Origin of the sequence: Paenibacillus sp. H1-7 (assembly GCF_022354825.1) — a bacterium.
Taxonomy (GTDB): Bacteria; Bacillota; Bacilli; order Paenibacillales; family NBRC-103111; genus Paenibacillus_S.
The window spans coordinates 8,297,583-8,316,376 of sequence record NZ_CP031168.1 but is presented as its reverse complement, the minus strand read 5'-3'; the positions used below and the strand labels follow the sequence as shown (position 1 = coordinate 8,316,376).

At 51.3% G+C, this 18,794-nt stretch carries 16 protein-coding genes; all 16 read left to right on the top strand.

The features are described from left to right. The first annotated feature begins 52 nt into the window (after window positions 1–52). A complete protein-coding gene (gene nuoL / locus DVH26_RS36680; protein ID WP_239630508.1) occupies window positions 53–1,936 on the top strand; it encodes an NADH-quinone oxidoreductase subunit L in 1,884 nt (627 codons plus the stop codon). Next, a complete protein-coding gene (locus DVH26_RS36675) occupies window positions 1,926–3,554 on the top strand; it encodes a complex I subunit 4 family protein (protein ID WP_239630507.1) in 1,629 nt (542 codons plus the stop codon). Before nuoL ends, DVH26_RS36675 begins: the two co-directional genes overlap by 11 nt. 4 nt (window positions 3,555–3,558) lie before the next feature. After that, the gene (locus DVH26_RS36670) at window positions 3,559–5,073 is read left to right on the top strand and encodes an NADH-quinone oxidoreductase subunit N (RefSeq protein ID WP_239630506.1); all 1,515 of its coding nucleotides are present in this window, start codon (window positions 3,559–3,561) and stop codon (window positions 5,071–5,073) included. Window positions 5,074–5,442: 369 nt separating this feature from the next. After that, a complete protein-coding gene (locus DVH26_RS36665) occupies window positions 5,443–7,950 on the top strand; it encodes a S8 family serine peptidase (protein ID WP_239630505.1) in 2,508 nt (835 codons plus the stop codon). Window positions 7,951–7,970: 20 nt separating this feature from the next. Continuing rightward, the gene (locus DVH26_RS36660; protein ID WP_239630504.1) at window positions 7,971–8,222 is read left to right on the top strand and encodes a DUF1146 family protein; all 252 of its coding nucleotides are present in this window, start codon (window positions 7,971–7,973) and stop codon (window positions 8,220–8,222) included. A gap of 192 nt (window positions 8,223–8,414) precedes the next feature. Next, on the top strand, window positions 8,415–9,734 hold the full coding sequence (gene murA, locus DVH26_RS36655; RefSeq protein WP_239635610.1) for a UDP-N-acetylglucosamine 1-carboxyvinyltransferase: 1,320 nt from the start codon (window positions 8,415–8,417) through the stop codon (window positions 9,732–9,734). A gap of 250 nt (window positions 9,735–9,984) precedes the next feature. After that, on the top strand, window positions 9,985–11,028 hold the full coding sequence (gene spoIID / locus DVH26_RS36650; RefSeq protein ID WP_239630503.1) for a stage II sporulation protein D: 1,044 nt from the start codon (window positions 9,985–9,987) through the stop codon (window positions 11,026–11,028). A 67-nt stretch (window positions 11,029–11,095) separates the two neighbouring features. Next, window positions 11,096–11,833: a M23 family metallopeptidase gene (locus DVH26_RS36645; RefSeq protein WP_239630502.1), complete on the top strand. Its 738-nt coding sequence runs from the start codon at window positions 11,096–11,098 to the stop codon at window positions 11,831–11,833. Between the two features lie 187 nt (window positions 11,834–12,020). Continuing rightward, window positions 12,021–12,308, top strand: coding sequence for a sporulation transcriptional regulator SpoIIID (spoIIID, locus tag DVH26_RS36640; RefSeq protein WP_239630501.1), 288 nt, complete (start codon window positions 12,021–12,023; stop codon window positions 12,306–12,308). A 192-nt stretch (window positions 12,309–12,500) separates the two neighbouring features. After that, complete coding sequence (gene mreB, locus DVH26_RS36635) at window positions 12,501–13,499, top strand: rod shape-determining protein (protein ID WP_239630500.1); 999 nt, start codon at window positions 12,501–12,503, stop codon at window positions 13,497–13,499. Window positions 13,500–13,572: 73 nt separating this feature from the next. Further along, window positions 13,573–14,481: a flagellar hook-basal body protein gene (locus DVH26_RS36630; RefSeq protein WP_239630499.1), complete on the top strand. Its 909-nt coding sequence runs from the start codon at window positions 13,573–13,575 to the stop codon at window positions 14,479–14,481. Window positions 14,482–14,563: 82 nt separating this feature from the next. After that, window positions 14,564–15,433, top strand: a complete 870-nt coding sequence (locus DVH26_RS36625; protein ID WP_239630498.1) for a flagellar hook-basal body protein — start codon at window positions 14,564–14,566, stop codon at window positions 15,431–15,433. Window positions 15,434–15,460: 27 nt separating this feature from the next. Then, on the top strand, window positions 15,461–15,718 hold the full coding sequence (locus DVH26_RS36620) for a DNA-directed RNA polymerase subunit beta (RefSeq protein WP_239630497.1): 258 nt from the start codon (window positions 15,461–15,463) through the stop codon (window positions 15,716–15,718). 112 nt (window positions 15,719–15,830) lie between these two features. Then, window positions 15,831–16,382, top strand: coding sequence for a CDP-alcohol phosphatidyltransferase family protein (locus tag DVH26_RS36615; RefSeq protein WP_239630496.1), 552 nt, complete (start codon window positions 15,831–15,833; stop codon window positions 16,380–16,382). Between the two features lie 195 nt (window positions 16,383–16,577). Beyond that, window positions 16,578–17,009, top strand: a complete 432-nt coding sequence (fabZ, locus tag DVH26_RS36610) for a 3-hydroxyacyl-ACP dehydratase FabZ (protein ID WP_239630495.1) — start codon at window positions 16,578–16,580, stop codon at window positions 17,007–17,009. A 73-nt stretch (window positions 17,010–17,082) separates the two neighbouring features. After that, window positions 17,083–18,789: a phospho-sugar mutase gene (locus tag DVH26_RS36605; protein ID WP_239630494.1), complete on the top strand. Its 1,707-nt coding sequence runs from the start codon at window positions 17,083–17,085 to the stop codon at window positions 18,787–18,789. Window positions 18,790–18,794 lie beyond the last annotated feature (5 nt).

Genomic DNA, 18,794 nt, shown 5'->3' with positions numbered 1-18,794 from the left:
GCTTTCGAAGTAAGTTTGCTTACGCAAACTTGTAGGAGGAGGACATTAACTCATGATATCGGCCTACTCGCAGTATGCCTGGCTCATCCCGTTGTTTCCGCTGCTATCGTTTCTAATACTGACGGCAGTGGGACGCCAATTAAAAGAAGCGGGCGCTTATATCAGTATCGTTGCGGTCTTCGCCTCTTTTGTCGTCTCCTTGCTCATCTTCATCGAGCGGTTGGGCGGTCAAATCGAGGACTATACGTGGAATAAGCTGCAATGGATCAATCTCGGCACGTTTTCGCTGAACATGGGCTTTGAAATAACGAACCTGAACGCATTGATGCTTGTTATCGTGACCTTGGTCAGCTTGCTGGTCAACCTGTACTCGAAAGGGTACATGGAGGGAGACGAGCGAATCAATGTATTTTTCTCGTACATAGCGCTGTTCACGTTTTCCATGCTCGGGCTGGTCATTTCGGAAAACTTGCTGGAGCTGTACATATTCTGGGAGCTGGTCGGGGTGTGCTCGTTCCTCTTGGTCGGATTCTGGTATTTCAAGCCCGAGGCGCGGGCTGCGGCCAAGAAGGCGTTCATCGTTACAAGAATCGGGGATGTCGGCTTGCTGATTGCCATACTTCTTCTGTTCTGGGCGATGCCTAATCACGCTCTGGACTTCACCTCGATTCATAATGCGTTCACTAGCGGGAAAATATCGGGCGATATAACTACGTGGATCGCGATATTAATCTTTGTCGGTGCGATAGGCAAATCAGGCCAGTTTCCATTGCACACATGGCTGCCTGACGCGATGGAAGGCCCTACGCCAATAAGCGCCCTGATCCATGCTGCGACAATGGTTGCGGCTGGCGTATATCTGGTTGCGCGCACGTTTGACATTTTCCAGGCTTCTCCGGCGGCTCTCACGGTCGTCGCTTGCATCGGAGGCTTTACAGCTATATTCGCAGCCGTCATCGGGACGGCGCAAAACGACATCAAGCGGATTCTCGCCTACTCCACTGTTAGCCAGCTGGGCTATATGATGATGGCGCTGGGAATTGGGACGACGGTCGCCTATACGGCGGGCATTTTCCACTTGTTTACGCACGCATTCTTCAAAGCGCTGCTGTTCCTCGGGGCAGGCAGCGTCATCCATGCCGTACATACGCAGGATATACATGAGATGGGCGGCATCGGAAGCAAGATGAAAATTACGGCTTGGACGTTCGGCATCGGTGCCCTGGCATTATCGGGAATTCCTCCGCTATCCGGCTTCTGGTCGAAGGATGCGATTTTGGCAGAAGCGTATGCGAACAATCCGTTGTTGTTCTGGATCGGGCTCATCGCTGCGTTCTTTACAGCGTTCTACATGTCTAGACTGTTTTTCCTGGTGTTCTTGGGCAAGCCTCGCCACCAGGCGCATGTGCACGAATCTCCGGCAACGATGACACTGCCGCTTATCGTGTTGGCTGTCCTCGCCGTAGTAGCCGGCTTCGTGTTCACGCCATTCAGTCCTTGGCTCGGCACCTGGTTGACCGGTCACGAGGCGGAAGAGCATGCCAGCGGAATGGTCATGATCCTTTCTACTCTGGCAGGAGTAGCGGGTATCGGGCTCGGTTATCTGGTCTTCGTGAAACGTTCGATCCCGAGTGATGCGGTATCGAGCCGCGCTCCGTGGGTGTACCGGCTGCTAAACCGGAAGTTTTATATCGATGAGATTTATGACACCATTATCGTGAAGCCGCTCAAAGGGCTCGGCATCGTACTGCATTTGTTCGACGAGTATATCGTTGACGGCATTGTGAAGCTGGCCAGCTATTCCGTCGTAGGGATCGGCCGGATCGGCTCCAGGCTGCAAAACGGTCAGGTGCAAAGCTACGGCTTGATGACGCTGCTAGGGCTTATCATTCTGGTGCTGGCATTAGCGGGAAGGAGGTTTATCCATGTCGGATAGCTCGTATATTTTATCGCTGATCACCTTCTCTCCTTTGCTTGGCGTTCTTGTGCTTCTATTCATGCCGAAGGACCGGGGCAGATGGATCAAGACGATCGCCATAATCGCCACATTGATCCCGCTGGCCTTGTCGGCTTGGCTCTATGCTGATTTCAATCACCAGCTCGAAGGAATGCAGTTCAAGGAGGAAGCGACATGGATTCAAGTCCCTCTCAATCATGAGGCGCAAGGCTTGAATCAGATGACGTCTTACTACTTCCAGTTCAAGTACAACATGGCGGTAGACGGCTTGTCACTGCCGCTGGTGTTCCTAACCGCATTCATCGGTACGATGGCGGCGCTTGCGTCGGTGTATATCAAGAAAAGGTGGAAATCGTACTACATTTTGTTCTTGCTGTTAGAAACCGGGATGTTCGGAGTCTTTATGGCGCAAGACCTGTTCTTATTCTTCGTCTTCTTCGAAGTGACGCTCATTCCGGTGTTCTTCCTGATCGGAATCTGGGGCTACATGGAGCGGGAGCGGGCGGCCAACAAGTTCTTGATCTACAACGGCTTGGGCTCGGCCGTCATGCTGATTGCGTTTCTGATTATTATTGTGACCGCAGGCTTCGGGCAAGTGTCGAATGAGGCAGGCACATCGATTTTTTACAGCGGTGACCTCAGCGTCATAACGAGTCATTTGTTTCAGGACCAGGCGGCTTATGTAAATCAAGGAGATTTGGAAGGCAACCCGTTCTTTATGAGCGAGACGATGAAATGGACGCTATTCATCCTGCTCTTGGTTGCGTTCGGAATCAAGCTGCCGATCTTCCCGTTCCACACTTGGATGCTGAAGGTACATACGGAAGCTCCGCCGTCGATCGTTATGATCCACTCCGGCATTCTGCTGAAAATGGGGGCGTACGGCTTGATCCGCTTCGGCATCCTGCTGTTCCCGCAGCAAGCGATGCAGTGGGCGACGGTACTGGCGATTCTGGGTGTAATTAATATTTTGTACGGGGCGATCCTGGCATTCGTACAAAAGGATTTCAAGCTGGTGCTGGCTTACTCCAGTATTAGCCATATGGGGATCGTGCTGCTCGGGATTGCGGCGTTCAACACGATTGGGATGCAGGGGGCGATCTTCCAGCTCGTGTCCCACGGCTTGATTTCGGCGCTTATGTTCCTGCTCGTCGGTGCTATCTATGAGCGGACGCAAACGACCATGCTGGATCAGCTGGGCGGGCTCGCCAAGAACGTGCCGTTCATTTCCGGCATTTTGCTGGTTGCCGGTATGGCATCGCTTGGTCTGCCGGGCTTGTCCGGGTTCATCAGTGAGTTCCTGGCCTTCGCGGGCTTGTTCGAAAAAGCCAAAATCATTACGGTGATCGGAACGGTCGGCGTGATTCTGACGGCGGTGTATGTATTGCGCGGGGTACTGAGCATTACTTACGGGCCGCCGAAAGTACAGCCGGAAGGCATACGCGATGCCCGGTTAATGGAAGCTATTCCGATGGTAGCGCTGGTTGCCTTTGTCGTCGTGCTGGGCATTTACCCTGCGGTGCTGAGCGATCCGCTGCATCAGACGGTTAGCAGCTTCGATCAATTTATCCATACCGTAGTGAAGATGGGGGGTTAGACCGGTGGAACAACTACGTCTCCAAGGGAGCGATCTGGCATACTTGGCACCGGAGCTGACTCTGGTTATAGCTGCGGTCGTATTGTCGCTGCTCGACCTGTTGCTGCCCAAACGAGTGAACCGTACGGCGCTCGGATGGCTCTCGCTCGTAAGCATTGTCGTGTCGGGCTTGTTCGTACTCGGATATTTGAATCCGACGGAGCCGAAAGTATTGTTGAATTTCAGCTACCGCGTTGACGACTTTGCGAACATCATGAAGCTGATTCTTCTGACGGGGGCTGCACTGGTAACGTTCATGAGCATCGGCTCCGTCAAGGAAGAGGAAGTACCGCATATCGGGGAGTTCTACTACTTGCTTCTCCCTGCAACGTTAGGCGGCATGATTATGGCGTCGTCCGGCGACATGATCACGCTCTATGTCGGTTTGGAGCTGCTCAGCATCACGTCTTATATTCTGGTTGCTATGAGGAAGAAGGATCTCCGTTCCAACGAAGGTGCGTTCAAATATGTTGTGCTGGGAGGGATCTCGTCGGCCTTGATTTTGTACGGGATGTCGTTCCTGTACGGGATGTCGGGGTCAACCAGCATCGCGGAAATCAATGCGGCGCTCGGACAAAATGGCGAAGCCATGATGCCGTTCCTGTACTTGTCGTTCTTCCTGCTGCTGGCCGGATTCGGCTTCAAAATTGCGGCGGCTCCGTTCCATATGTGGGCGCCGGACGTGTATCAGGGAGCTTCGACGCCGATCACGGCGTTTCTAGCGGTCGTATCGAAGGCAGCGGCGTTCGCTATCATATTCCGGATGCTATACGGCGTGTTCGGTATTGGAGAGTTGATGAGCCTGCCGTTCCACGGCGATATGCTGCTCTCCCTCATGGTGGTGGCGGCAGCGGCAATGATCATCGGTAACTTTACCGCCCTGCGCCAAAACAACCTGAAGCGGCTGTTGGCTTACTCCGGAATTGCCAATTCTGGTTACTTGCTTGTCCCGATCGCGGTCCAATTTGCTATGGCGCACTACTCCAACTTTTCGGAGTTTGCTTTTTACCTGATTGCCTACTTGTTTATGAACATCGGGATTTTTGCCGTCCTCATGATTATGGAACGGTCTTCGGGCGAAGAAGCGATCAGCTCATTGGCCGGCCTGTATTACCGGGCTCCGGGAGTCGCCATAGCGACCGTGCTGCTGGTGCTTTCCTTGGCGGGGCTTCCCTTATCCGGCGGCTTCTTCGGTAAAGTGTACATTATGATGGGCACCATGCAGACTCAGCATTACTGGCTGGCAGCCGTTATGATCGGTACGAGCGTAGTCTCGTTCTATTATTACTTCGGCTTGATCCGCCAAATGTTCATGCGTACCGATTTCGAGTCGCGTGACGTCGTAGTGCCCTTGCCTCTTGGGATTACACTGTGGCTGTGTGCGGGAATTAGCGTGCTGCTCGGTATCGTCCCTCAATGGGTGCTGGGATGGATCGAACAAATCTTCTCCTTGACGCAGGATTTATTTTTCCTGAGCTAGTTCCAGAAGAATAGACCTGAGTCATAAAAAATAAAGTCCGGTTGGCCGCTTTCATGCGTGTCAAACCGGGCTTTTTTGTGTTAATACTTAGCATGGTGCGCAACGATACGGAACCGATCGGTACTTCTGAATAGGGGGTTAGGCAGTCAAAGGAATGACCGTCGCTAAGTTGTCATAATTTTGCATCGAGAGGGCGTCATCCAGCTATTCACCGCACGGAATAGAAGTGGTACAATGAATGAGCTAAACGATGGCGCTGCTCAAACCTCCATCATTTACTAGTCTGTGAACGGCCCCGTACGGCAGGAAACAAGGGGGCTGTATCGAAATAGGTAAGCTACTCCAAAAAGCAAAGAAGGAACCATGGACATGTTACATAAAACCGTTACTCGCCAACTCGTTCATTGGGCCGTTGTGATCGTGATGATGCTGCTGTGTGCCGGTCAAGTGCTGGCGGCAACGGCAAACGATCCTCTGGGGGAAAAGCAAACTTACTTAAAAGACATCCATATCAATGAAGCATGGGATATAGCGAAAGGCAATTCCAATATAACGATAGCCATCGTCGATACCGGGGTCGATTTGAATCATCCCGATTTGAAAAAGAATTTGGTTCCAGGGATCAATCTGATCAATTCGAAGCTCTTGCCCCAGGACGATAACGGGCATGGAACGAATGTGGCCGGCGTATTGGCTGCCGCAGCCAACAATGACAGAGGCATTTCGGGCATTTTGTGGGATGCGAAAATCATGCCGATCAAAGCGCTGGAGTCGGACGGTTCCGGCGGGGAGCAGAAGCTGGGCGAAGGAATCAAGTATGCCATTGATCATGGGGCGAAAATAGTTGTGCTGTCCCTTGGCATTAATAAATATTCTGATTATATGAATGATATTGTCCGCTATGCGGAGGAAAAAGACGTGCTTCTCGTCGCAGCGACGGGGAATGAAGGGAACCGGGTGAGGTATCCCGCTGCGTATCCTACGGTATTGGCGGTTGGCGGCATGTCGGCCGATTTCCAGGCGAACAGCCTGTCGAATTCGGGGCCGGAGATCGATCTTGTTGCCCCGTGGGATGTGTTCACGACAGCCAAAGGCAATTCGTATGAGCATAAGGACGGCACGTCCATGGCCGCTCCTCAAGTCGCTGCCGTAGCTGCCTTGGCATGGAGCAAGTATCCGGATATGAAGGTGTACCAAATTCGTCAGCTGCTGCGGCAAACCGCACAGGATTTGATGGATACGGGATGGGATGAGTCTACGGGTTACGGGCTTCTGCGTGCGGATCGCGCCCTCGCGGAGATGCCTTTACTGGATATGTATGAACCGAATAACCGGAAAAATCAAGCCAAAGCGATCTCCGTGAGCAAGATGATTTCCGCATCGTTCACCGGCGGCTCGGACCAGGACTGGTTCTCATTCGATGCCCCGTACGACGGCACGGTGAACCTCACCTTCGAATTGGCGGAAGGACAGACGGTGACGGTACAGCATACCGATGCCAAAGGCACCTTTAGCAGTGTGACGGCGCACCCCGGTCAGCCGGTGCCCTTGAAGGTAACCCAAGGCAAAAGCTACCTGCTGCTTCAATTGACGGACCGGAATCAAACCGGCGAAGTGCCTTACAAGCTGACCACGTCTTTTGACATTTACCGCGATCAGTTCGAAGATAACGATAAACAGTATAAAGCATACGTGCTCCCTTCCCGAAGCCAGAGACTGAAAGGAACGTTTCATCAGACTGGCGACCAGGATTGGTTCGAGTTTCCGGTAGAACAGTCCGGATCGCTTACGATACGCCTCAGCACGGATACGGCCCGGATCGATCCGGTATTGTTCGTGCAGAAGCAGGGAGAGAAGGGCACCACTATCGATACCGATGATGATGGCGTTACGGAAATGCTGGCGCTAGCGGAAGTGTTTCCGGGCAAATATTATATTAAAGTAAGCAACGTCAAACAATACGCGAACGCGGTCGTTGGCGAGTATATGCTGGATATTGAATACGACGCGAAGCAAATGGACCCTAACGAGCCGAACAATCGCTCCTATCAGGCGACGACGATCTCGCTGGATACTGAATACACCGGTTTGATCGATAAGGCGGACGACGTGGATTGGTATCAATTCCAGTTAAGCGGAGATACGTATGCGCAGCTGAATGTAACCGGCATTCCGAACGTTCCTATGTTCGCGTTCCTGTACGATGGAAGCATGCGTCCGATCGCGAGCGGCGACGGCAGGAAAACCATCATGCTGCATCAACGGCTTCCATCGGGGACGTATTATTTGAAGCTGACGGCAAGCGAGCTGTTCGATCGCGATGTGTATCAGCTCATGGTCAAAGCCAAGCCTCTAATCGGAGGGTATGCCGACATTCAGGAGCACTGGGCTTTGAACAGCATCCTGGAGCTAAGCGGTAAACAGATCATTAACGGCTACGACGACTACACGTTCCGTCCGGATTTGCCGATAACCCGTGCGGAAGCGACGACGATACTTAGCCGGGCGTTCAAGCTCAGCAAGCAAAAGACGATCAGCTACACGGATGTGTCCAGCGGGCATTGGGCTTACGCGGATATTGCCAAGGCCGCCCAAGCAGGAATTGTTGACGGCTATCCTGATCGCTCGTTCGCGCCCGACCAGCCGGTGAGCCGGATGGAAATGACCTCGATGATTGCCAGAAGCATGAACATATCGGGCAAACGGCGGGGCGCGATTCCTTTTACCGATGTCGATGAAAATTATTGGGGCGTTGGCGTGCTAAAGCAAATGAAGGCGGAAGGCTGGATTACCGGCTATGACGATGGCAGCTACAGACCCGATCAGCAGGCGTCCAGGGCCGAATTTGTCACGATGCTTGCGAAAATCATGCCTTAATCCGAAAACGGGGGTCAAGTATGGATTATGTAGATCAAATGAGCACGTCCATGGGGATGAACGGGTTAATGAACATCTTCATCGTGCTCGTATGCATTGCATGCTCGTGGTGGGCGCTGCAAGAACTTCAGTTAGATAAAATAGTAAAAAAACCAAAGAGCATCCAAAGCAAGGTGCTGCAAATCTTTTTGTCGATTGCATTGGGCTATCAGGTTGCGAAATTTTTTGTCGATTATTTTCATTGGTCGACCTGGCTTTCGGGGATGTTTTGACGGTTTGTCCACCGGATTTAGAATAACTAAGGTGAATTTTGTCAACAATGGTTAGTACAACCGTTAGAAATCCCTTATTAGCTCCGAATAGTATTCGTGATCGTTTGTTTTTCAATTTGAAAATTTACATGCTGAAGGTTCAATGCTAAACTGTTACAGTATGCAATGAAAACAGCGCGGAGGGGGACCATGATGAGCAAAATTATCGTCCGCGGCGGCAAAAGATTGTCCGGCAGAGTGAAAATACACGGCGCAAAAAATGCCGTCCTGCCGATTATCGCAGCCTCTATCTTGGGTACAGAAGGAGTCAGCGTGATTCATGACGCGCCTCCCCTGGACGACGTTATTGTGATCAACAAGGTTTTGGAAAGTCTTGGTGTCGAAATTGAATATAAAGATGAAACTATACGCGTAAATGCACAGAACATAAGGACTTGTGAAGCATCCTACGAGCTGGTTCGCAAAATGCGGGCTTCGTTTCTCGTAATGGGACCTTTATTGGCCCGGATGGGACACGCGAGAATATCGCTTCCCGGCGGATGTGCCATCGGTACGAGACCTATTGACCAGCATCTGAAAGGGTTCGAGGCCATGGGTGCCGAGATCGAGCTTGGCCAAGGGTATATCGATGCGAAAATATCCGGACGTCTTAAGGGCGCCAAAGTGTATTTGGACGTAGCCAGCGTAGGCGCTACGGAAAATATCATGATGGCAGCCACGCTGGCAGAGGGTACAACCACGATTGAAAATGCGGCGAAAGAGCCGGAAATTGTGGATTTGGCCAACTACTTGAACGCCATGGGTGCAAAAATTCGCGGTGCGGGCACCGGTCTTATTCGAATTGACGGCGTGGAAAAGCTGAGCGGCTGCGTACATACGGTCATTCCGGATCGAATTGAAGCGGGTACATATATGATCGCCGCGGCCATTACCGGCAGCGATTTGTACATTGAAGGAGCGATTGGCGATCATTTGCGGCCAGTCATTTCCAAAATGCAGGAAATGGGCGTCCACGTAGAGGAAGACGAGAACGGCCTGCGCGTGTTTACCGACCGACCGCTTCGTTGCGTCGACGTGAAGACGCTGCCTTATCCCGGCTTCCCGACCGATATGCAATCCCAGATGATGGCGCTCTTGCTTACGGCCGACGGGACGAGTATCGTGACGGAAACGGTATTCGAGAACCGTTTCATGCATGTAGAGCAGCTGGTCAATATGAACGCGCAGATCAAAGTCGACGGGCGTACCGCCGTTATTGGCGGAGGCAACCGTTTGCGCGGCGCTAAAGTATGCGCTACCGACCTGCGTGCCGGCGCGGCTCTAGTATTGGCAGCCCTGGCCGCTGACGGAGAAACCGAGATTACCGGCGTCCATCATATTGATCGCGGCTATGTCGATATTGCGAACAAGCTGCGTCTGATCGGTGCGGACGTTCAAAGAATGCCGCTGGAAGTGGCCGAGCCGGTGGAGGAGCCGATTTCGATTTTTGCAGTCAGCCCAAGCTTGGCATAAGATGCTGCGAGCTTATAGAGGAGATTCTCTCTGTTATGGAGAGGGTCTCCTCTTTTTTTCTCTTTGCTCTTAAGTTGTAAGAGAGCTTGCTTCCGTGTTCTATTCTATCTTTTCGGCTCATAAGATGATGTTACCTGCGCTAGCAGGAAGGATCCCGGCATTTTGAGAGTATCCAGGAAATGATAGCGGAGCGGACGGAACCGTTCTGGAGGAGCGATAAGAGCCGACAGAAGATGGAGGAAGCAGGAGAATGAACAACAAAAAAAAGATCATCCGCTGGGCGGCTGCATGCTTGTCCAGCTTTGTAGCTGTCGTAGTTCTGGTACCGGCTATTCTTGTAAAGACTACCGATTCGACGCACACCCCTGCCGGCGCGGTGCCGCAATCGACAGCAGAGCTTCAATCACAGAATGACGCTTCTTCGCTCGTCATCCCCGTCTATTTATCCAAAGAGAAGAAAGTCCAATCGGTTCAGCTGGAAGCTTATGTAAGAGGTGTTTTGGCCGCGGAAATGCCTATCGAGTTTGAATTGGAAGCGATGAAAGCCCAGGCAATGGCCGCTCGAACGTACATCGTTCGCCGCATTTTGGACCAGGATTTCAGCAACATGCCCGTGTCTGGAGCTTGGGTAACGGATACGATCGCTCATCAAGCCTACAGCACCGATGATGATTTGAAAGCGCGATGGGGGGCGGCCTACGTTTCCAATATGGACAAGCTGAGCCGGGCGGTAAATGAAACGAAAGATTCCGTGCTGACGTATCAGGGCAAGCCGATCGAAGCGACCTTTTTCTCCACGAGCAACGGGTATACGGAAAATTCGGAAGACTATTGGAATCAATATATTCCTTATTTGCGCAGTGTCCCAAGCCCTTGGGATGTTCAGCTGTCGCCCCGGTACAGGGAAACGACAGTCTTTACGGCCAAAGAGCTTCAAACGAAACTGGGCCTGCGCAGCGCGGTTCCGGCGTCGGCCAGCGGCAGCGGTGCTATGAAGGTTATCGAGACCACGCAAGGGCACCGGATCAAGAACATCAGCATAGGCGGAAAAACGTTCACCGGCCGCGACGTAAGAGAAAAGCTCGGCTTGGCCTCCTCGCAATTCCAGTGGAGCTGGAAGGGAAGCAGTCTCCAAATCACCACGTTCGGTTACGGGCACGGGGTCGGCATGAGTCAATGGGGAGCGAACGGAATGGCCAAGGAAGGACGCAAGGCCGAGGACATCGTCAAATACTTTTACACCGGAATTGAGATTGATAGAGCGGCAAACCTACTAAAAGGGAAAAGTTTCTAAAAAAATAGATCACCTCGCGTATAAAACTCGCATCCGTGGCAACAATGATTAGCGAGGTGATAAATCTATGAATAATGATCAAAAGAGAGATTTGCAAAAAGAAGAAGCTCCTAAAACTATCGAAGGAGCGCAATCGAGTCCATCTTTTTCCTGGAAAAGACTACTGGCGAAAAAGTGGGTATTTCCTGCAACGTACATGGCAGCGGCGGCAATTATCTTAACGTTAATGTGGGTATACCAGGATGCCGGAAAGTCGTCCCTCACCAATGAGCTGGGGATCGACAGTTCCAAATCCGCTACGGTAACCGACAACGTGATGAAGCCGGACGCAGTAGCTGTCAATGGCAGCACCGAATCGATGCAATGGCCGGTTAAGGATCGCAACGAGCTGGAAGTAACGCTTCCTTTCTTCGACAGCAAAGCTTCGAATGAAGTGAGACAGACCGCTATGGTGGAGTATGGCGACACGTTCACACCGCACATGGGTATGGATTTCTCGAGACCAGACAATCAGCCGTTTGAGGTGTTGGCTGCTATGAGCGGTAAAGTTACTGCTGTTGAGAAAAACCCGGTTGTCGGCAACTTGGTCGAGATTACTCACTCCAACGGACTGGTCTCCGTATATCAAAGCTTGTCCGAAGTCACGGTAGCTAAAGACGCTGAAGTGAAAAAGGGCGACGTGATCGCCAAAGCGGGCCGCAATGAATTGGAGAAGGAGCAAGGCACCCACCTTCACTTTGAAGTTCGTCAAGGTCAAGAAGGCCAAGCTGTAAATCCGGAACAATTTATGACCGCTACAAATTAATTGGAATGGAATAACATGGGCAGGGGGCGCATAGACGCTCCCTTTTTTTCGCATTCCAAGGCGCCGTTACCGCTTGTCCTTGAAAATAATTGTGTCATATTGGGCTTGTCATGCTTGGAAACAAAGAATATAAGTAAACGCCCCTCATATAATGTACCAAACTAACTCGAGTAGGGAGGCGAGGGGAGTGCACGATTACATCAAAGAGCGGACCATTAAAATCGGACGTTGCCTAGTGGAAACGAAGCATACGGTCCGCACGATTGCCAAAGAATTCGGTGTTTCCAAAAGTACGGTGCACAAAGATTTAACCGAAAGGCTGCCCGAAATCAACCCGGATTTAGCTAATCAAGTCAAGCATATTCTTGAGTATCATAAGTCGATTCGTCACCTGCGCGGGGGAGAAGCCACGAAGATCAAATACAGGAAGACACGCAGCCCTAAAGCTCAGGATAAGCTGGTCACTGTAAAGTAGCATGGCAATGAAATTCTTTACTCCCCAGAACCGATCCGAACCGACAAAACGAAGCGATTCATGTCGAAAAAAATGATGAAAAAAGAGGATTTTGAAAATAAATAGCGAATGTAATAATTTAACGAAAATTATAATAAGAGGTGCCGCTTCTTTTTAAGGAATGGACGGTTTTGTTTAGGGAGGAACATTTCAATGTTAAGCAAGGATATTGGCATAGATCTGGGGACAGCGAACGTCCTGATACATGTGAAGGGGCGCGGCGTTGTTCTGGATGAGCCGTCTGTGGTCGCTATTGAAAGCGATACGAAGCGGGTGCTGGCTGTGGGCGAGGAAGCGTTCCGCATGGTCGGACGTACTCCCGGTAATATTGTGGCTATTCGCCCGCTTAAAGACGGTGTCATTGCCGACTTTGAGATCACCGAATTAATGCTCAAGCATTTCATCAATAAGGTAGGAGGAAAGCAGTGGTACAGCCACCCGAGAATCCTCATTTGCGCTCCGACGAATATTACGTCCGTGGAACAGAAGGCTATTCGTGAAGCGGCGGAACGCAGCGGAGCGCGTGAGGTATTTTTGGAAGAGGAACCTAAAGCTGCGGCGATCGGAGCGGGTATGGATATTTACCAGCCTAGCGGGAATATGGTCGTTGACATCGGTGGAGGGACGACAGATGTGGCCGTGCTGTCTATGGGCGATATCGTCACCTCCTCTTCCATTAAAATCGCGGGGGACAAGTTCGACTCCTCCATCATGAAATACATCAAGAGCAAATACAAGCTGCTGATCGGTGAACGGACTTCAGAAGATATTAAAGTGAAGATCGGAACCGTATATCCGGACGGACGCAAGGAAACGATGGATATTCGCGGCAGAGATATGGTGAGCGGGCTGCCGTTGACGATAACCATCAACTCGAATGAAGTTCAGGAAGCGCTGTGGGATCCTGTATCCTCCATCGTAGCTGCAGCTAAATCGGTGCTGGAGCGGACACCGCCGGAGCTGTCGGCGGATATCATCGATCGCGGCGTGATTTTGACCGGTGGCGGCGCCATGCTGCATGGAATCGACCAATTACTGGCGGACGAGCTTAGAGTGCCGGTTCTTATTGCGGAAGACCCGATGCATTGCGTCGTAAAAGGGACAGGAATTATGTTGGACAACCTCGATAAGGTCTCAAAACGGAAGTTCTAAAAACCGATAATACATGTAGGCCGATTGCTTTCGGATAGGCTTTAGAACATACGTTTGGGAGGTTCATGGTTACATGCTAAGAGGTTTTTACACCGCAGCTTCAGGAATGATATCTCAACAGCGCAGACATGACATCGTGACCAACAACATCGCTAATATTAATACACCGGGCTTCAAACAGGGCAACGGCATTAACCGGTCGTTCCCGGAAATGCTCATTGCGCGGATTAACAATGGAAAAGGCGAAGCGGGAGCGGTTCCTGTCGGCCAGCTCAACACCGGCGTGATGGCGGAGGAGAACGTCTCTGTCCATAAGCAGGGCGATATTCAGGAAACGAACAACCCGTTCGACTTCGCCTTGATCTCGAACATTCAAGTGCCGGGCGCTCGTTTTGATGCGTCAGGCAAATATGTGGACGAGAACGGAACACGCATCGTTCAGCCGCAGGCGTTCTTTACCGTGCAGAATGCGGCCGGCGAGCAGAGATATTCTTTGGACGGCAAGTTATCCGTAGACATTAACGGGCAATTGATTACAGGGGATGGACATGCTGTTATAGGCGGGAACGGCCAGCCGGTTGTGCTGTTTGACCCTGTAATGCAAACGCCGATTACGAATTTCCATATCACCAAGTCGGGACAGCTTACCGACGCTAACGGCGAATTGCTGCTCGATGCGAACAATGAGCCGATGAGCTTGCTGGTGAGCCGGGTGGATGATCCTAATCAGCTCGTCCGCGAAGGCAACGGCTTGTACCGTATCAATGATGGACAAGAAGGTCTGGTCAGAGCTATCAATCCGAATGATCCTAACGATCAGGTAGAAATCCGCCAAGGCTTCGTCGAGCGTTCGAATGTAGATCCTACCCAATCCATGGTCGACATGATGGCTGCTCTTAGGGCTTATGAGGCGAATCAGAAGGTCGTTCAATTTTACGACAAAAGCATGGACAAGGCTGTTAACGAGGTTGGACGGGTGTAGCTTATGACGCCGGTTTTGCTGCGTAAAACCCAGTAACACTTACGAAGCAAGTTTTGCTCCGCAAAGCTTTCAGGAGGAACCCATGAACAATTCGATGATAAACTCATCCGTCTCGATGCATGCTCTGCAGCAAAAGCTGGATCTGGTAGCCAACAATATCGCCAATTCCAACACCACCGGGTACAAGCGCAGAGAAGCTTCGTTTCAGGATGTGCTGACCAGCGTAAAGCAGCAGCCTAACGGATTTCAGAAGCTCGGCCGGTTGTCGCCCCTAGGTTATAACCAAGGCTGGGGCGCGAAGCTTGTACAGGCTCAGCTCAATATGGCCCAAGGGTCGCTGCAGGCGACGGGAAATAATTTGGATGTGGCCGTGGAAGGCAACGGGTTGTTCGAGATCAACTCGGTCATCCGGGATGCCAATAACAATTTGACGACGCAAACCGTATGGACTCGCAACGGATCCTTCCAATTAAGCCAATCCGCCGACCCGGCTGATCCGGATTTATTCCTGATGACCAAGGAAGGGAACTATGTTATGGGAACGGACGACAATCCGATCCGGATTCCGGAGAACCATACCATCAAAATCGAGCCGAACGGAACCATTATGGCATCCGACGATGCAGATAAAACAGCCCCTCCGATCGAGGTCGGTCAAATCAAAATGGTACGTGTTATTCGCCCGCAGCTGCTGCAGCAGCTGGGTGATAATTTATACAATTTGCCGGCGGATGTCGCGAATCGCGAGGAAATTTTGCAAACGGTGGACGCAGCTAACAATCTGGTTGACCCGATTTCGGTTCGTCAAGGATTCTTGGAGCAGGCCAATGTGACATTGGCTGACGAAATGACGGACTTGCTGCAAGTGCAGAAAGCATTTCAGCTGAATTCCCGGGCGGTTACCTCCTCGGATACGATGATGGGTCTTGCGAACGGTTTGCGCAACGGCTAAGCGTCTTTTGAAGTGAGGTTGGTGAGCATGACGGAAACAGAAGGCAAGAAAGCAGTCAAGTCAGAGAGCAAGCCAAGCAAGAAAAAGAAAGCCGCTTCCAGACCAAAATGGAAGAGGGTTGTATTTTCTATAAGCAGGTGGCTGGCGATACCGCTATTGTGCGTGGTTGCCTTATGCACCGGGCTGGTTCTTGGCTATGTGTATTTGGGCAAGCGGCCGCTTGAAGAGGTGTACGAGCTCGATACATGGCGCCATATCTACGATCTGGTCTTTTCTATAGCTTAATAGGATTTCAATCAAAGCTCCCGGTATGGGAGTTTTATTTTTTGCCTAAGAACGGTATAATGTAAGGATGGGACGAATGCCCAAATGAGCTGGAGGGGGAGACAAGTGTTCCGTGTGGAATGTGCCTAACCTGTTAACCCTATGCCGATTTTTACTGATTCCCCTCTATGTGGCCGTGTTCCGGGCAGGATACGTGAAAACCGCTTTTTTAGTTTTGCTGGTAGCGGGACTTACGGATGTTCTGGACGGCTATATTGCGCGCAGACGCAAGCTCGTGACACAGCTCGGAAGCATGCTGGATCCGTTGGCGGACAAGTCCATGATGATCACGGTGATTCTTTCTCTTGTATTCTCCGGAATGATATCGTGGGAGGCTGCCATAGCGATGTTTCTGAGGGATGCTGGCATGATCGTAGGATCAGCGATATTTCATTTTCGCGGCAAACAGACGGTTCCGGCCAATGCTATGGGGAAATTGACTACGGTGCTCTATTACGTAGCGATTTTGCTCATCGTCTTTCAGCTTCCTTACGCAAACGCATACTTGTGGTTCGTCATCACGGTTTCTTTTTTGACCTCGGTGATTTACATAGTGCAATTCCTGCTGCTGAATAAAAAGGGAGACGATTCTCCCGCATCGAACCATCACAATCATAGCAACTAAGCTATGAGACAAGCGCGCCGATATAGGTGCAATTGAATCGGGAAAAAGAGCTTATGGTTCGGGCTGGCATACATTGGCAAACCCGCACATAAGCTCCCTTATATCAACCTTCATTACTGCAGATCATGAAGGATAAGCATAGTGTAAGTTGAAACTATACATTTTATTCTAAAACCTGAAAGGAGCAACACAACTGTGCTGGATGCAATGCAGATTCAAGAAATTATTCCCCATCGTTACCCGTTTTTACTTGTAGACCGAATTTTGGAGGTAGAAGCCGGGGTCAGAGCGGTAGGTCTCAAGAATGTGACCATTAACGAGCCGTTTTTCGCCGGACACTTCCCGGCTTATCCGGTTATGCCAGGCGTGCTGATCGTGGAGGCTCTTGCGCAAGTCGGTACCGTAGCGATGCTGCAGGTGGAAGCGAACAGGGGCAAATTAGGCTTTTTCGCCGGCATTGATGAATTCCGGTTCCGCGGTCAAGTTGTTCCTGGCGATACGCTGACTTTAGAGGTGGAGATCACCCGTTTAAAAGGCTCCATCGGCAAAGGACAGGCTGTTGCCAAAGTAGGGGATAAGGTCGTTGCCGAAGGAACGCTAATGTTCGCCTTGTCCGACCCCAAATAAAAAAAACAACCGTGAACCCTCACAAGAGGGCACGATAGAACCCATATATCTATTAAATTTAAGGAGATGGAGCATGAGTACGCAAAACCGAGTCGAAGAACAATATCAACTATGGTTAAACGATCCTGCCATCGATGAAGCAACCAAACAGGAGCTTACAAGCATCGCTAACGATCCTAAAGAAATAGAAGATCGTTTCTATCGTGATCTGGAATTCGGTACCGGAGGCCTCCGCGGAGTTATTGGGGCAGGCACGAACCGGATGAATTTATATACGGTGGGCCGCGCTACTCAAGGGCTTGCCCAATTCGTCAACCAAACGGGCGCAACGAATCCGTCCGTAGTCATTGCTTACGATTCCCGTAATCAATCTCCCGAGTTTTCGCTGGAAGCGGCCAAAGTGCTTGCAGGCAACGGGATTAAGGCTTATGTATTCGAATCGCTTCGCCCTACGCCTGAGCTGTCCTTTGCCGTAAGAGCTTTGAAGGCAACGGCCGGCATCGTAGTCACGGCTAGCCATAATCCGCCGGAATATAACGGCTACAAGGTGTATGGCGCCGACGGCGGCCAGTTGGTTCCCGATCAAGCTGAACAAGTGATTGGAGAAATCCAGAAGGTGCAATCGTTCGCGGACGTCAAACGCTCGACGCGTTCGGAGGCCGAATCTGCAGGCATGCTGCAGTGGGTCGGACAGGAGCTGGACGATCAGTATATCGCCGCAGTCACTTCCGTAAGCTTGAATAAAGAGCTCATTAAGAAAATGAGCGATAATTTCCGCGTTGTTTATACGCCGCTGCACGGAGCGGGGAATTTGTCCGTACGCGCCGTGTTGGAGGAGGTAGGCTTCTCCCAAGTCGACGTCGTGGCGGAGCAGGAGCTGCCGGATGCGAAGTTCTCTACCGTGAAGTCTCCGAACCCGGAAGAGAAGGAAGCCTTCACGCTGGCTATCCGCCAGGCGAAGGAAGTCGATGCGGACATCATCATCGGTACCGACCCGGACTGCGACCGCATGGGCGCTGTTGTTAAGGATGCGAACGGGGAATATTTTGTTCTGACAGGCAACCAGTCGGGTGCTATTATGGTGGACTACCTGCTTAACAGCTTGAAGGAGCGGGGAGAGCTTCCTGCAAACGGCGTTGTGATCAAAACGATTGTGACCAGCGAAATGGGAGCTGTCATAGCCAAGCATTATGGCGTAGAGACATTGAACACGCTGACAGGGTTCAAATATATCGGCGAGAAAATGACGAAGTTCGAATCCTCGAAGGAAGCGGAGTTTTTGTTCGGCTACGAGGAGAGCTACGGGTATTTAGCCGGCACTTACGCACGAGACAAGGATGCGGTTATCGCTTCCATGCTGATTTGTGAAGCTGCCGCTTACTATAAAAACCAAGGCAAGACGCTGTACGAGGTGCTGCAGCAATTGTACGAGCGCCACGGCTATTTCCTGGAGTCGCTCGAGTCGCGTACGATGAAAGGCAAGGACGGCGTAGAGCAAATCCAAGGTATTATGCGCGACTGGCGCAATAACCCGCCTGCCGAGATCAACGGGCAGCAAGTCGTCAAGGTGGAGGATTTCTCGCTCGGATTGTATGATCTGCCTGCTGAAAATGTATTGAAATATACTCTGTCGGATAATTCCTGGTTCTGCCTGCGCCCTTCCGGAACGGAACCAAAAATCAAAGTGTACTTTGCTGTCCGCGGCAGTTCCGCGCAAGCGGCTTCGGACGCGATTCATGGGCTGGTTAAAGCCGTAATGAGCCGGGTCGACCAAAACTAACGGTA

Coding starts and splice junctions, on each gene's coding strand:
- DVH26_RS36630 (WP_239630499.1), top strand. CDS start 13,573: ATGCTAAGAGGTTTTTACACCGCAGCTTCAGGAATGATATCTCAACAG.
- DVH26_RS36625 (WP_239630498.1), top strand. CDS start 14,564: ATGAACAATTCGATGATAAACTCATCCGTCTCGATGCATGCTCTGCAG.
- DVH26_RS36645 (WP_239630502.1), top strand. CDS start 11,096: ATGAATAATGATCAAAAGAGAGATTTGCAAAAAGAAGAAGCTCCTAAA.
- nuoL (WP_239630508.1), top strand. CDS start 53: ATGATATCGGCCTACTCGCAGTATGCCTGGCTCATCCCGTTGTTTCCG.
- murA (WP_239635610.1), top strand. CDS start 8,415: ATGAGCAAAATTATCGTCCGCGGCGGCAAAAGATTGTCCGGCAGAGTG.
- mreB (WP_239630500.1), top strand. CDS start 12,501: ATGTTAAGCAAGGATATTGGCATAGATCTGGGGACAGCGAACGTCCTG.
- DVH26_RS36675 (WP_239630507.1), top strand. CDS start 1,926: ATGTCGGATAGCTCGTATATTTTATCGCTGATCACCTTCTCTCCTTTG.
- DVH26_RS36620 (WP_239630497.1), top strand. CDS start 15,461: ATGACGGAAACAGAAGGCAAGAAAGCAGTCAAGTCAGAGAGCAAGCCA.
- spoIID (WP_239630503.1), top strand. CDS start 9,985: ATGAACAACAAAAAAAAGATCATCCGCTGGGCGGCTGCATGCTTGTCC.
- DVH26_RS36605 (WP_239630494.1), top strand. CDS start 17,083: ATGAGTACGCAAAACCGAGTCGAAGAACAATATCAACTATGGTTAAAC.
- DVH26_RS36660 (WP_239630504.1), top strand. CDS start 7,971: ATGGATTATGTAGATCAAATGAGCACGTCCATGGGGATGAACGGGTTA.
- DVH26_RS36665 (WP_239630505.1), top strand. CDS start 5,443: ATGTTACATAAAACCGTTACTCGCCAACTCGTTCATTGGGCCGTTGTG.